This is a genomic window from Ruegeria jejuensis (genome assembly GCF_041537905.1).
Lineage (GTDB): Bacteria > Pseudomonadota > Alphaproteobacteria > Rhodobacterales > Rhodobacteraceae > Ruegeria_C.
Genome location: NZ_JBGRUO010000010.1, coordinates 31,524 through 46,080 on the forward strand (window position 1 = coordinate 31,524; position 14,557 = coordinate 46,080).

Genomic DNA, 14,557 nt, shown 5'->3' on the forward strand with positions numbered 1-14,557 from the left:
AAAATGGTCAGGCGGCTGGCCGTCTCAAGCGGTGTGCGACACACTCATAAGCAGATTCAACAAAAAGGAAGTACCAGTTTTGGCTGTTCTGCGCGCCTTGCTTTTGCTTGTTCTCTTTGCCGCATGTGCAACGGTGATTGCCGCCTATCTCGTTTCCGAAAAGCCAGCGACGCAACGGGCCCACACGCCAGCCGCAGTCGCTCAGGAACAGGTCGCCTTTGCCCCCATGCCTTCGGCGGCCGAGTCCGGCACGATCGAGCCGGGCGGTTTCGCGCATGTCAGGCGCGGCGGCCTAAGCTATGCCAATCCGGCGGAGTTCACCTACGAGGTGCCGCAGGATGTCATCGATGCCAGCCAACGACACAGCGCATCAGGTCGCGTCTGGTACAGCTTTCATCCCGATGCGACCGGCCCCGCGCCGGTTATCCTGCTGTTGCACGGGTCCAAGCGAAACGGGTTGTCGATGATCGACATGTGGCGTGAGACGGCAAAGGCGCAGGGTCTGGTTCTGATCGCGCCCGATGCGCGCGGCGACTCATGGGGGGCGGATGATCTGTCGCCAGCACTGCTCGACCAGATTCTGGACACCGCCGCACAAGATCAGCAGATCGACCGCGACCGGATCTACCTCTTTGGCCATTCCAGCGGCGCGATCTATGCGGCACATCTGATCAATCGCACACAGGGGCCGTGGAAAGCTGCTGTTCTGCATGGCGGGTTCGGCACAGCGGATCACTACCGGCCCGCCAACGAGGCAAAGCCGGTCCGGCTCTATCTGGGAGAAGAGGATGCGCTCTTTTCGGTCGATGATGCGGTAGAAACCGGCAAGGCCCTGGCGCGCGCGGGCCATTCGGTGACGCTGCAGCGCATCCCCGGACACACTCATTGGTTCTATGTCATCGGCCCGTCGGTCGCGCGCGACAGCTGGCAGTGGCTCAGGTCGCTGCCGCCCCACGGCTGACGACGTCGCGCGCTGCGTTGGTAATATTCCGCCCGCCACTCGCGCAAGTCATGGACGCGGCCTCGGCAAATATCGTAACTAGGGTTAAATGCCCACGACCCGAGGAAATCCCGATGGCTACAGCCCAGGACAAGCTGCAAAATCTCGCGCGGAACTATGCCCTGGCCTGGAGTTCCGGCAACCCCGATTATGTGGCCAGCTTTTTCGCCCCCGGCGGCCAGATCACCATCTATCGCGGCGCGCCGCTGGTCGGTCAGGCTGCGGTGGCGGAAGTGGCCAAGGGGTTCTTTACCGAATTCCCTGATCTCGACATGACCTGCGACACGATGCGCAAGGCGGGGGATCATGCGCTCTTTGCCTGGACGCTGCAAGGCACCCATGCCGAAACCGGCAATCAGGTCACCATACGGGGCTGGGAAGAGTGGGAGATGGATGCCGAATTGCGCATCCGTTCAGCCCATGTCTGGTTCGACCCCGACGACCACCAGCGCCAGATCGAAGGGCGCTGACACCGTTTGGGTGGACTTCGACGGACTTGTGCTGAGAACTCGCCTTATGAAAGGTATCTGATAAAGGATTCTATTTTGCTGAAGCCGCCAAAGCCCCGGTCTTCGGCGGCTTCCAGAAACGCATCCGAAACACAGAACCTTAGTCCCAGATATCGATCAGCAAATACGTGGCGACCCTTGATCTTGTCGCTACGCCAGACAAGTTTGGGCCAGGCGTTACTGCTGTAGAACCCGATCTTGCCTCTGCGCATCACGGGTTGCACACTCGACTCGTCGACGATGATCCCGTCCTCAATGAAGTCCGCAAACTTGTGCAGGAAATAGGCATCCTCCAAGACGCGCCCGTCATTGCAATGCAGAACAACAGGATAGTAGTGACTGTGGCCCGGGTCCATCTCTTCGATCAGGTCGCGAAATGCGCGGCTGACAAGTATCTTGCCCAGCCCTCCTCCTCGCATGAAGTCGGTGAACTCTGTATGTGGCGAGGTCTGTTGAAAATCCAGAGGATACTGATCTGGGGTGATCTGCACCGTCGGCATATAGATTTTGGGCTCCCTTCGATCTGCACCGGTTTTCACATCCCGGAAAGCCCATGTCACATCTTCTTCGTCCGAGATGCTCTCGTGCAAAATCCAAGGCATCACCACTCTCCTGCCTGATCTTTTGTCTAAACGCCGCGTTTCAAGCGGCACATCTCGGGATCACAGCGCCGCAAACTGCGCCTCTTGCTTGCCGGTCCAGAGTACGAGGATCTCGAACCCCTCCTCGGTCTGTTTCTCGTTCTGGATCAGGTCCTGTTCAAACAGCCAGGCGCGTTTGCGGCCGTCGGAAAAGCCCAGCCGCAGCAAGGTTTCATGGCGTGCGCCCTGCAGTTCAACCGCGATCCGGTCCAGCAGGGTGTCGATCCCCTCGCCCGTGACGGCCGAGATCGCAAAGACCCCGTCCTCGCGCCCGGCGCGGGTCACGACGCTGTCACGCATCTCATCGGGCAGTTGGTCGATCTTGTTCCAGACCTCGAGCCTCGGTCGTTCCTCCTCGACCCCCAGCGAGGTCAGGATGGCTTCGACATCTGCTGCCTGCGCCTCGGTCTCGCCATGGCTGATATCGCGCACATGCAACACCAGATCAGCGGCCAGCACCTCCTCCAGCGTGGCGCGGAAGGCGGCGACCAGTTCGGTCGGCAGGTTCGAGATGAAACCCACCGTATCCGACAGGATCACCTCGGGCCCATCGGGCAATTGCACCCGGCGCATGGTGGGGTCGAGCGTGGCGAACAGCATGTCCTTGGCCATCACCTCGGCCCCGGTCAGCCGGTTGAAGAGCGTTGATTTGCCCGCGTTGGTATAGCCCACGAGCGCGACAATCGGGTATGGCACCTTGGCGCGCGCCTTGCGGTGCAGCTCACGCGTCTTGACCACCTTCTGCAATTGGCGGCGCAGGCGCACCAACTGGTCGTCAATGGCGCGGCGGTCGGCCTCGATCTGGGTTTCGCCGGGGCCGCCGACAAAGCCAAGCCCGCCGCGCTGGCGTTCCAGGTGGGTCCAGGCCCGCACCAGCCGTGTGCGCTGATAGGACAGCGCGGCCATTTCGACCTGCAACACGCCTTCTCGGGTCCGTGCGCGGTCGCTGAAAATCTCAAGGATCAGCCCGGTCCGGTCGAGGATCTTGACCTTCCACGCCTTTTCCAGATTGCGTTGCTGAACCGGGCTGAGCGGCCCGTCGATCAGCACCAGTTCGACCTCGGCGGCTTTCAGTTCAGCGGCCAGTTCCTCGATCTTGCCGGAGCCGAACAGATAACCGGGCTGCGGTTTTGCCAACCGCACGATTCCAGCCCCGGCCACGTCAAGATCGGGCAAGGCCGCCGCAAGGGATACGGCTTCTTCCAGCGCCGGTTCGGGTGTCCGGCGCTCGGCGTCTGATCGGATATCGGGATGCAGCACCCAAGCTCGGGTGCGCGCCCTCTCATGCTCCATCAAGTGGCGTCTTCGCCCTCGTAAAGGCTGATCGGTTGTGCCGGCATGATGGTTGAGATTGCATGCTTGTAGACCAGCTGCGACTGACCATCGCGCCGCAACAGCACGCAGAAATTGTCAAACCAGGTGATGACACCTTGCAGTTTCACGCCGTTGATCAGGAAAATTGTGACTGGAACTTTGGTTTTTCTTACATGGTTCAGGAAGGCATCCTGAAGATTCTGTCTGTCCGAAGCCATTAATTCTGTTCTCGCCTTTGTTCTTGCGACGCGCTGCGGACCAACGCGCTCCCTCTGCGTCAAGTATGGAGTGCCGGGAAAGGATATTCCAGACGAAAAATCAACAATGGCAACGCAGTGGCAAAACTGTTCAGTTGCGCCACAGGTCGGGTGTGATCAGTGCGATGATCGCCAATGTCTCAAGCCGCCCGACCACCATGGCGATACACATGATCAGCTTGGCCCAGGCGTTCAACTCCACCAGACGGATCGAGATTTCGCCGGACATGTCGATCAATGGCCCGGTGGTGGACAGCGTGGCGATGCTCAGCACCAGCGCCTGATCGAAGCTGAGGCCAAAGGCGGCCAGCAGCGCGCTGACCACCGCCAGCGAGATCGCAAAGAGCATGAAGAAGATCCAGGCGATGAACGCCCCGTCCCGCCGGATACGCCGGTTTCCCTTGTCGCCTGAATCAACCGAGGATGGATGAACCAGCTTCTCCATCTCTCTGTAACCGTTGAGATAAAGCGCATAGACCCGCAGCAGCTTCACCCCGCCCGCAGTGGTGGCGACCCCACCACCGATCAGTGCCAGGCCCAGCAGGATCAGGCCGGGATTGCCCAGCCCCGACCATTGCCGCGCCTCCTCCCAATCGGCGCTGACAAAGCCGGTTGTGGTCAGAAAGGACATCACCGTGAACACCGATCCCCAGAGCGAGCGCAGGGCAAATTCAAGGGTCACCACGACGTCGATATCGAACGCGGCCAGCCAGTGCCGCAGAAACAGCAGCAGCGGCAGGCCGATAACGATGGCGACGCCGATGCGAAATTCCGGGTCCCGGTCCAGACGCGCATGACCGCTGGTGGCGGTGTCGCTAGAAAAGGTCAGCCGCGACAGGGCAAAGAACATGAACAGGAACAGGATCGCCTCGCCGGTGATACCAGAGGTCGACCCGGCGATTCCCCCGACCGGAGAAATCCCCGAGGTCGCCAGGATCGACATCGCATGGCATATCGCGGTCAGTTGCGCCTCGCCCGCGATCAGGAGCAGGACGCAGACCACCGATGTCAGCCCCAGATAGACCGGCGCCAGCGTGCGGCTGATCCGCAGCAAACGGCCGCGCGGGTCGGCGCGCTCGCTCTGCGCCGCGCCCGGTACGGCGCGGCCCGGCTGGCCGCGCGCAGTCACCTCGAAGCCCCCCAGCGACAGCGGCGCCAGAATGGCTGCCGCCGCAATCCACATGACCAGCCCACCCATCCAGGCCACCATCGCCCGCCACAGATGCAGCGAGGGCGCCAGCCGCCCGGGATCGGGGAACAGGTTCGCGCCGGTGGTGGTAATCGCGCTGACCATGTCGAAATAGGCGTTCAGAAAACTCGTGGTGCGCAGCGCGTCGTGAAACGGCACCGCCAGAAACAGTGGTAGCAACGCAAATGTCGCCATCAGCGCCAGCAACTGCCCCAACGTGCCGCGCCGCGAACGACGACCTTGCAGCGCCAGCGAGATCATCGTGACCACCGTCAGCCCGACAATGCCCGAATAGAAAAACGACCGCGACACATCATGGTCGTTCTGGATCAGCGCCATCACCGCCGGAACCCACATCAGCAGCGAGGCAATGCCCCAGATCAGCAAAAACAGCGGCAATTGCCGCACCAGGCTGATCTTCTGAGCGCTGCGTGCCATCAGAAGAAGTCGATCGAAACCTGCATCAGGCGTTCGACCTCCGGCACGTCCTTGGCCATGGCAAAGAGCGCGATGGTGTCCCCCTCTTCGATGCGCAGCCCGCCCGAGGGGCGCACCACCTCTTCTCCCTTGCGCAGCGCGCCCACAAGCACGCCTTCGGGAAAGTCGATATCGCGCAGTTTCTGGCCCGCCATGGGCGAGGTCGACAGCACCTCGGCCTCGATCACCTCGGCCTCGGCATCGCCGATGGAATAGACCTGCCGCACCCGCCCATGCCGGATATGGCGCAGGATCGAGCTGACCGTTGTGGCGCGCGGGTTGATATAGGCGTCAATGCCCAGCGGCGTCATCAACGGCACCAGCGTCGGGTCATTGATCAGCGCGATGGCGAGCGGGCAACCCTCTGCCTTGGCGCGCACCGCGGCCAGAAGGTTGGTCTTGTCGTCATCGGTCACCGCGAGCATCGCATCGGCACGGGATATCCCGGCCTCGGACAATAGCGAGGCATCCAGCCCGTCACCGTTCAGCACGATGGTGCGTTCCAGCGCCTCCGCCGCCAGTTCTGCGCATTTGCGGTCGCGCTCGATCACCTTGGCGCGGATGCGCGTCTTGTGCTTTTCCAGCGTGCTGGCAACCTCCAGCCCAACATTGCCGCCGCCCACGATGACAACCCGGTCCTGTTTGCCGTGCTTCTTGCCGAAGATCTCCATCGTGCGTTCGACATCGTCCACATGGGAAAAGACATAACATTCATCGCCGGTGAAGATCTGATCACCCGGTTCCGGCGCAAAGAGCGACCCCTCTCGCCGAATCCCCACCACGATGGTGCGCAGGGTCGAAAACAGGTCGGTCAACTGCCGCAGGGGCGTGTTCACGATGGGGCAATCCTCGTCCACCGAAATGCCCAGCAACTGCGCGTCGCCATCCATAAACAACTCGGTATCAAACGCCGCTGGCACCGACAGGCGGCGCATCGCGGCGGCGGCCACTTCGCGTTCGGGGCTGATCACCACGTCGATCGGCAGGTGGTCGCGGCGATAGAGGTCGGAATAGATCGCCGTCAGATAAGATTGCGAGCGCAGCCGCGCGATCTTGCGCTGGATGCCAAAGACCGAATGGGCCACCTGACAGGTCACCATGTTGACCTCATCGGAATGGGTGGCGGCGATGATCATATCCGCGTCCTTGGCCCCGGCCCGATCCAGCACGTCCGGGTAGCTGGCAAAGCCCGAAATCCCCTGAACATCCAGCGTCTCGGTGGCGCGCCGGACCAGATCGGGATTGTTGTCGACGACAGTCACGTCGTTCAACTCGCCCGAGAGATGGCGGGCAATCTGCCAGCCCACCTGCCCGGCCCCACAAATGATGACCTTCATCGCACTGGTCCCTTCATGCCGAATTTCTGAATGACAGAAGCCCAAAACATGGTCAATTGAATTGTCAGGCTGGCCGCTCTGCGGCACAGTAAGCCCATGAAAACGCTGGTTCGGATTGTGGTGTTGGGGATGTTGCTTGCAGGATGCGGGCCGCTATCGCTTTATTATCAACCCGGCGTGACGGTCACGCGGCAACAGAACGACACCTCCCGCTGCCAGGTACAGGCGCTTCAAGAGGTGCCGGTCAACACGCAGATCCGCCAGGGGCCACCGGTTTATTATCCCGGCAACCGGTACTGCAATCGTGGTCAATGCTGGCACACGACCGGCTATTGGGACCGTGGGCCGGTCTATTCCGTGGATGCCAACAAGGGCCTGCGTAACCGCGTGACGCAGATGTGCATGGCCGAAAAAGGCTATCAGCCGGTGCAGATCCAACCTTGCAGTTCCGGTGTCAAAGCGCAGGTGCCAGTTGCAAGAACCACAACGCTGCCGCCGCTTGCAAGCACCTCCTGCTTTATCCGCAATGAGGATGGCAGCTATCAGATCGTGACGCCCCAGATTGCCAGCACCCGGGGCTGAGCGCGCTTACTCTGCGGCTTCAGTCACCTCTTCATCCACATGCGCGACCCGGTTGCCCGCCTTGTTCGAGGTGACCACGCCCAGCGATTTCAGTTTGCGGTGCAGGGCGCTGCGCTCCATGCCGACAAAGGACGCGGTGCGGCTGATATTGCCGCCGAAGCGGTTGATCTGGGTCAGCAGATACTCGCGCTCAAACGCCTCGCGCGCCTCGCGCAGGGGCAGCGTTGCCAGCGCGCCGGACAGAACCACGCGGCCCTCTTCGCTTTCGCGTTCCTCTTCGCTGGGCAGTTCGCGCGCCTCGATGGGACCGGTGCTGTCACCCAGGATCAGAACCCGCTCAATCAGGTTCTTGAGCTGGCGCACATTGCCCGGCCAGGCCATGGTCTGCATCAACGCGATAGCCTCATCACTTAAGGGACGTGCCGTAAGCCCTTGGGTTTCATTGCACATCTCGATGAAGTGCTCGGCCAGAAGCGGAATATCCTCGCGCCGCTCCTCCAACGAGGGTACGGCGATCGGCACCACGTTCAGACGGTGGAACAGCTCTTCGCGGAACCGTTCGGCGCGGATTTCCTCCTCCAGGTCCTTGTTAGTCGACGAAATCACGCGCAGATCGACGCGCACCTTGTCAGAGCCGCCGACGCGCTGGAACTGCTGATCGACCAGCACCCGCAGTATCTTGGACTGGGTGCCCAGCGGCATGTCCGCCACTTCGTCGAAATAGATCACGCCGCCATGGGCCTCTTCCAGCAGGCCCGGCTCGACCCCGCGTTCAGCGGTTTCGCGACCGAACAGAACCTCTTCGACCCGTTCGGGTTCAACACCCGCGCAGTTCACGGTCACGAATGGACCATTGGCGCGGTTCGATTGCGCATGCACGAAGCGCGCGGCGATCTCCTTGCCCGATCCCGCCGGACCGCTCAGCATCACCCGGCCGTTGGAGCGGGTGACCTTCTCCAACTGCCCCAGCATCGACCGGAAGGCCGCCGAATTGCCGATCATATCGGCATTCGTCACTTCACGACGTTTGAGCGCGCTGTTCTCGCGGCGCAAGCGCGAGGTTTCCATGGCGCGGCGGATCACTACCATCAACTGATCGATGTTGAACGGCTTTTCGATGAAGTCATAGGCACCCTGCTTGATCGCGGCGACCGCGATCTCGATATTGCCATGCCCCGAGATGATGACCACAGGAATATCCGGGTTGTCGCGCTTGACCGCCTTGAGGATGTCGATCCCGTCCATGCGGCTGTCTTTCAGCCAGATATCCAGAATCAACAGCCCCGGAGGTTCTGCGTTGATGGCCGCCATGCAATCATCGGAATTGCCCGCCAGCCGGGTCGCATACCCCTCATCTTCAAGAATATCGGAAACCAGTTCGCGAATGTCGCGTTCGTCGTCTACGATCAGAATATCACTCATCTTGCCCCGCTTTCACCTTTTTACCGGTTGTTTGTTTGGATGACGCCGCTTTACGGGCCGCGTCTTGCCCGGGAAGGCGGATCACGGCCATGGCGCCGAAATGATCCTGCCCTTCAAAAATCGGCGCATCTTCCAGCGCCAATGTTCCACCATGTTCTTCGATAATCTTCTTGACGATCGGCAGGCCCAGCCCGGTGCCCTCGTCACGGGTCGTCACGTAAGGCTCGAAGAGCCGCGCGCGATCCTCCGGCAGGCCGATCCCGTTATCTGCAATAGTGATCAGGTTGCCATCACCGCTGCTATCCAATGTCACCTGAATCTCTGGCCTCAAGTTATCGTGCGCGCCTTTTTTCTTCAGCGTTTCAATCGCTTCACCTGCATTCTTGATCAGGTTGGTCAGCGCCTGGCTGAGCATGGTCGCATCCACATCGCTCATCACCGGACCATCGGGCAGTGTGGCCGAAACCTTCACATCCGGTTGCCCCGTCTGCTGCAACAGCACCGCGTCGCGCACCAGTTGGTTGATATCTTCATCGCGGCGCACCGGTTCGGGCATGCGCGCGAATTTCGAGAATTCATCAACGATGCGGCGCAGATCGTTGGTCTGGCGCACGATCACATCGGTCATCGACACCAGCGTATCGGCATCCGCCTCGTCCAACTGGCGCGCGAATTTGCGTTTGATGCGCTCGGCGCTGAGCTGGATCGGGGTCAGAGGGTTCTTGATTTCATGCGCGATGCGCCGCGCCACGTCGCCCCAGGCCGCCATCCGTTGGGCGCTGACCAGATCGGTAACGTCGTCAAAGGCCACCACATAGCCTTCCAGCCGCCCCTCCTCGCCGCGCCGCGTCGCCATACGCACCAGCAGGTTCTCGGCACGGCCCTTGCGGGTGACCTTGACGGCCCCCTGCGCGGTTTCATTGCTGCCCTCTTTGAGCGCTTCAAACAGGGGCAAAAACTCGGGCACGGCGACGCCGATGGCCGGGTTCTGACCGCCACCAGACCAGTCCAGCAGACGTTCGGCAGAGCGGTTCACGAAAGTCACGCAGCCATCGGGGTCCAGCCCGACAACGCCCGAGGTTACCGAACTGAGCACCGAGTCGAACAGCCTGCGACGGCTTTCGATCTGACGGGTGTTTTCCAGCAGCGTATCGCGCTGACCTTTGAGCTGCCTTGTCATCTGGTTGAAATAACGCCCCAGCATGGCGATCTCGTCATCGCCTTTTTCTTCCACCACCTGCACAGCCAGATCGCCTGCCCCGACGCGCTGCGCTGCTGTGGTCAGACGCCCCACCGGGCGCGACAGGCGCTCGGCAAACCAGAGCCCCAGCCAGACTGCCGCCAGGATCAGGATCAGTGCAAAGCCCAGATAAAGCAGGCCAAATTCGAACAGCACCCTGCCCCGTTCGCTTTCCAGCTGCTGATAGAGCCGCACGGTTTCCTTGGTATCATCCAGCAGATTCAGGATTTCGCCATCCACCACGCGGCTGACATAGAGGTAGCGGTCAAGATAGGCGTAAAGCGGCACGATGGCGCGGAACTCGTTGTTGTCCCAGTCCTGAATGATCAACTCGCCATTGATCTCGGCCTCAGACACCTGCTCGGGCGTGGGTGCCTCGAAGTCGAACAGGTAAGACCGGTCACCCCGCACCCGGATTTCGCCGGTGCCATCAATGATATAGGCCTCTTTCAGCCCGCGCTGAATTTGTGCCTGGCCCTGCGCCAGCACTTCGCGCAGTTCGGCATCGTTGATGTAGAAATCGATCGCGCGGGCCTGATCCAGGAACCGCCCCAGCGCCTGCGCGTCTTGGGTAAGGTCCTCGCGATGCTCCAACTCATAGGCCTCAGCCGCAGCAAGTGAGTTGCCGACCACCTGCCGCACCCGGTCCGAGAACCAGCCCTCAAGCCCGATATTCACAGTGAGCCCGGCAAAGATCGCCACCGTCACGGTGGGCACCAGCGCCAGAAAGGTGAAAACGCCAATCAGCCGCAAATGCAGCCGCGAGCCCGCTGACTTCGCCCGGCGCGCCGCGATCAATCGCCCCACCTGCGCCAGAACAAGCGCAGCGAGCACCAGAATGTAGACCAGATCGGTAAGAAGGATCAGCCGCAGCGTCGGCCCTGAGACATCCAGCTCGAACGGGCCGATCACCAGATAGGTGGCCAGCGTCAGGACAGGCCCGAGAACAACAAGCCCCAAGGTCCCGAAATTGCGAACCTTTCGAGATCTGCTCCACTGGCTAAAGGATGGAATTGGCCCGTTCTGTGACCAGGTTGCCACCTGCTGCCCTCATACTGATGTGCCGCCGAAGCGACGTACCGCCATATCTCGTGGTCGTTTCCAGGCCGAAACCCGTTTGCCACGGTTTGTGTGGCGATATTACATCAGTTTGCGCCTGCGTGTCACCTTTATATCGAGGTCCGATATCTTTTTTCTCAACGTATTCCGGTTGATCCCCAGAAGATCGGCGCATTTCGCCTGATTTCCACCCGTCGCATCAAGCGCGATTTCTATAAGCGGGCCTTCCACTTCGCGCAGAATCCTCTGGTACAATCCCGGCGGAGGCAGCATCCCGCCATGCAGGTCGAAATACCGCCGCAAATGCCGCCCGACAGAGGCGGAAAGCTTCTCACCATCGCCTCCACCAAGCGCCGGTTCCGCTTCGGGCTGGCTGCCCAGCACCGACTCGACCTCGGCGCGGGTGATCTCTTCGGCACGGCTGGTCAGGCCCAGTCGCCGCACCGCGTTCTCCAATTGGCGCACATTGCCGGGCCAGGAATAGACCCGCACCAGATCATGGGCATCCTCGCTGAGCCAGCGCTTTGACGCGCCTTCGCGCTCGGCCCGAGCCAGGAAATGCTCGGCCAGCAGCGGGATGTCATCGACACGCTCGCGCAGCGCCGGAACCTCGACTGTTGCGCCGCTCAGCCGGTAATAGAGGTCCTGCCGCACCCGTCCGGTTTCCATGGCCGAGGCCAGATCGTCCTGACTGGTCGCCATGAAGCGCGGCACGTGATCGCCCGGCGCATCCATCATGCGCACGATCCGGGCCTGAATCTCATCCTCAATATCAGAGACCTCGTCGATCAGCAGCGTACCCCCCTTGACCCGCGCCAGCACCCGAGCCGGGCCCTCAAGGTCCTGCAGATCAGCGGCGGTCACGGTGACGAAGGGCAAGGTCCGCCGGTCAGAAAAGTCGTGAATAGCGCGCGCGATCAGGGACTTCCCCGTGCCACTTTCACCGGAAATCAACACGGGCAGATCGGTGTTCATCACCCGCGCCACCAGCCGGTAGAGCGACTGCATCGCTGGAGTCCGCCCGACCAGCGGCAACTCATCCGGTCGGGTATCGTCCTCTGGCGGGGCCTCGGCCGGGCTGCGGCGGCGCTGGTCCAGCGCCCGCGCGGTACGCTTCATCAGGTCCGGCAGGTCGAACGGTTTGGGCAGGTAGTCATAGGCGTCGGCCTCAGCCGCCTGAATCGCAGTCATGATGGTGTTCTGGGCCGAGATCACGATCACCGGCAGGCCGGGGCGGTCCTCGTTGATCTTGGGCAGCATTTCCAGCCCGTTGCCATCCGGCATGACCACATCCGAGATCACCAGATCACCTTTGCCTTCGCCCACCCAGCGCATCAGCGTGGTCAGCGACGAGGTCGCATGCACCTTGCACCCTGCTCGTGTCAGTGCCTGTGTCAGAACCGTGCGGATCGTGCGGTCGTCATCCGCGACCAGAACCGTGCCATCCATCAGGTCTTCTCCTCTATATCATAGCCGCGCGGCACCCGAGGCAGCGACAGCCGAAAGACGGTTCGTCCCGGAACCGACGTGACCGAAATCCATCCATTGTGGTCCGAGATAATCTTGCTGACCAAAGCCAGCCCAAGCCCCGTGCCGTTCTCACGCCCCGACACAAACGGGTCGAACACGTCATTGCGAATGTCTTCCGGCAGGCCCGGCCCATCATCGATAATCTCGACCTGCAGCGGCAGAGACTGGCCGGTGCCGTCACTGCGGCGCAGGCGGAAGGAATGTTCGAAATAGCTGTGCAGGCGGATCGTGCCGCCCTTGGGCTCTGCCGCCTCAGACGCATTGCGCAACAGGTTCAGCACCACCTGCAACAGCTGGTCAGGGTCACCAAAGGCCAGTGGCAGCGAGGGGTCGTAATCCTCGATCATCTTCATATGCGCACCGAACCCCAGCAGCGCTGAGCGCCGCGCCCGGTCCAGCACGTCATGGATATTGACGGGGCGGAAATCCGGCGGGCTGAGATTGCCGAACTGTTCCACCTGTTCCAGCAGCTTCACGATGCGGCGGCTTTCGGCCACGATCAGATCGGTCAGTTCCAGATCGTCTGGGCTGAGGTTCATGCTGAGCAATTGCGCCGCGCCGGTGATGCCGGCCAGCGGGTTCTTGATCTCATGGGCCAGCATCTCGGCCATACCGATCGCGGATTGCGCAGCGGATTTCACCGTATGGCTCTGGGTCATCCGCCCGGCCAGTTCGCGGGGCGAGATCAGCATCAACATCTTGCCCGGCTGCCCCAGTAGCGGCGCGATCTGTAGCGCGCATTGCAAAGGCGCGCGGCTGCCGGTGCCCACGTCGATATCGTTGACAAAAAGCGGCGTGCCATTGCTGCGCGCGCGCTCGAACGCCTCTTCGATCGGGGCGTCTATGGCGATCTGATCCCAGACCGGCGTCCCCGCAACAGATTTCACTGAGGCGTTCAAAAATCCCTCCCCGGCAGAGTTTGCATCCTCGATCCGGTCTTCGGCACTGATAACGAAGGCGGGAACCGGCAGCGATGCCCAGATGGTCTGATCGGGGGTCATGCGGCCTGCTCCTTCTGCCCATCCATGGCTAGCGGCACCAGGCGCAGGACCTCACCCGGATCGCGGCTGGTCAGGACCTGACGGCGCAACGCGGGCGAGGTTCCGGCCTGATCCATATACCAGCCCAGATGTTTGCGGGCGACGCGCAGCCCCAGCTCGGACCCGTAAAACCCCAGCATCGCCTCGTAATGGGCTGAGACCATATCACTCAGCGCCTGGCCGGTTGGAATATCCGGAGAGGCGGAAGCCCCAAGCGAGGCCGCAATCTCTGCCAGCAGCCAGGGCCGCCCCTGCGCGCCGCGCCCGACCATGACCCCATCCGCGCCGGAGCGCTTGAGCGCGGTGCGGGCCGAGGCCAGATCGACGATATCCCCGTTGGCGATCACCGGGATCGACACCGCCTGTTTCACGGCACCTATCGCCTCCCAATCGGCATGGCCCTTGTAGAACTGGCAGCGCGTGCGTCCGTGAATTGTGATCATCCGCACCCCTGCCGCCTCGGCCCGGCGGGCGATCTCGGGCGCGTTCAGCAGGGCGTCATCCCAGCCCAGCCGGGTCTTGAGCGTCACCGGTATCTCTACCGCGCCCACAACCGCCTCGATCAGGCTGAGCGCATGGTCGGGGGTCTTCATCAGCGCCGAGCCGGAATAGCCGCTGGTCACCTTCTTGGCCGGACACCCCATGTTGATGTCGATGATCCGCGCGCCCCGGTCGGCCACCTGCCGCGCGGCCTCGGCCATCGATTCCGCATCGCGGCCCGCCAGTTGAACGGCGGTGTTTTCCACATCAGCCCCGATCTCGGCACGTTCGCGGACGCCGGGTTTGGCCTGCACCATTTCCTGACTGGCCACCATCTCGCTCACCACCAGCCCGGCACCAAAGCGCATCACCAGATCGCGAAACGGGCGATCGGTGATTCCGGCCATCGGAGCCAAGATCACAGGAGGTGAGATGTGTTTGTCGGCAAGACGCAAGGTCACTTTGCCCAATCCTTGTGCG

At 61.8% G+C, this 14,557-nt stretch carries 13 protein-coding genes; 3 read left to right on the forward strand and 10 right to left on the reverse strand.

From position 1 onward, the window contains the following. Positions 1-79 precede the first annotated feature (79 nt). A complete protein-coding gene (locus AB1E34_RS13070) occupies positions 80-961 on the forward strand; it encodes an alpha/beta hydrolase (RefSeq protein ID WP_372572788.1) in 882 nt (293 codons plus the stop codon). A gap of 113 nt (positions 962-1,074) precedes the next feature. Beyond that, on the forward strand, positions 1,075-1,470 hold the full coding sequence (locus tag AB1E34_RS13075; RefSeq protein ID WP_372572789.1) for an SgcJ/EcaC family oxidoreductase: 396 nt from the start codon (positions 1,075-1,077) through the stop codon (positions 1,468-1,470). Between the two features lie 44 nt (positions 1,471-1,514). Here AB1E34_RS13075 and AB1E34_RS13080 read toward each other — a convergent pair whose 3' ends face one another. The 5 genes from AB1E34_RS13080 to trkA all read right to left on the reverse strand — a co-directional run bounded on the left by AB1E34_RS13080 (position 1,515) and on the right by trkA (position 6,724). Next, positions 1,515-2,111, reverse strand: a complete 597-nt coding sequence (locus AB1E34_RS13080; protein WP_372572790.1) for an imm11 family protein — start codon at positions 2,109-2,111, stop codon at positions 1,515-1,517. A gap of 60 nt (positions 2,112-2,171) precedes the next feature. After that, the gene (gene hflX, locus AB1E34_RS13085) at positions 2,172-3,443 is read right to left on the reverse strand and encodes a GTPase HflX (protein WP_372572791.1); all 1,272 of its coding nucleotides are present in this window, start codon (positions 3,441-3,443) and stop codon (positions 2,172-2,174) included. Continuing rightward, complete coding sequence (gene hfq / locus AB1E34_RS13090; protein ID WP_027260655.1) at positions 3,443-3,682, reverse strand: RNA chaperone Hfq; 240 nt, start codon at positions 3,680-3,682, stop codon at positions 3,443-3,445. Before hfq ends, hflX begins: the two co-directional genes overlap by 1 nt. A 130-nt stretch (positions 3,683-3,812) precedes the next feature. Next, the gene (locus AB1E34_RS13095) at positions 3,813-5,348 is read right to left on the reverse strand and encodes a TrkH family potassium uptake protein (protein ID WP_372572792.1); all 1,536 of its coding nucleotides are present in this window, start codon (positions 5,346-5,348) and stop codon (positions 3,813-3,815) included. Then, positions 5,348-6,724, reverse strand: coding sequence for a Trk system potassium transporter TrkA (gene trkA / locus AB1E34_RS13100; protein WP_372572793.1), 1,377 nt, complete (start codon positions 6,722-6,724; stop codon positions 5,348-5,350). Before trkA ends, AB1E34_RS13095 begins: the two co-directional genes overlap by 1 nt. A gap of 96 nt (positions 6,725-6,820) precedes the next feature. Between trkA and AB1E34_RS13105 the strand changes: the two genes are divergently transcribed. Beyond that, positions 6,821-7,306, forward strand: a complete 486-nt coding sequence (locus AB1E34_RS13105; RefSeq protein WP_372572794.1) for a hypothetical protein — start codon at positions 6,821-6,823, stop codon at positions 7,304-7,306. A 6-nt stretch (positions 7,307-7,312) separates the two neighbouring features. On the opposite strand, the gene ntrX is transcribed toward AB1E34_RS13105, so the two are convergent. The 5 genes from ntrX to dusB all read right to left on the reverse strand — a co-directional run bounded on the left by ntrX (position 7,313) and on the right by dusB (position 14,538). Beyond that, positions 7,313-8,728 (reverse strand): nitrogen assimilation response regulator NtrX, encoded by a 1,416-nt coding sequence (gene ntrX / locus AB1E34_RS13110; RefSeq protein ID WP_372572795.1) that lies wholly within the window; start codon positions 8,726-8,728, stop codon positions 7,313-7,315. Further along, positions 8,721-11,009, reverse strand: a complete 2,289-nt coding sequence (locus tag AB1E34_RS13115; RefSeq protein WP_372572796.1) for a sensor histidine kinase NtrY-like — start codon at positions 11,007-11,009, stop codon at positions 8,721-8,723. The genes ntrX and AB1E34_RS13115 overlap by 8 nt, the downstream gene beginning before the upstream one ends. Before the next feature lie 99 nt (positions 11,010-11,108). After that, positions 11,109-12,476 carry a response regulator gene (locus AB1E34_RS13120; RefSeq protein ID WP_372572797.1) on the reverse strand — a complete coding sequence of 456 codons (1,368 nt, stop codon included), beginning with the start codon at positions 12,474-12,476 and terminating at the stop codon, positions 11,109-11,111. Next, positions 12,476-13,558: a two-component system sensor histidine kinase NtrB gene (locus tag AB1E34_RS13125; RefSeq protein ID WP_372572798.1), complete on the reverse strand. Its 1,083-nt coding sequence runs from the start codon at positions 13,556-13,558 to the stop codon at positions 12,476-12,478. Before AB1E34_RS13125 ends, AB1E34_RS13120 begins: the two co-directional genes overlap by 1 nt. Further along, on the reverse strand, positions 13,555-14,538 hold the full coding sequence (gene dusB / locus AB1E34_RS13130) for a tRNA dihydrouridine synthase DusB (RefSeq protein WP_372572799.1): 984 nt from the start codon (positions 14,536-14,538) through the stop codon (positions 13,555-13,557). Before dusB ends, AB1E34_RS13125 begins: the two co-directional genes overlap by 4 nt. Between the last annotated feature and the right edge of the window lie 19 nt (positions 14,539-14,557).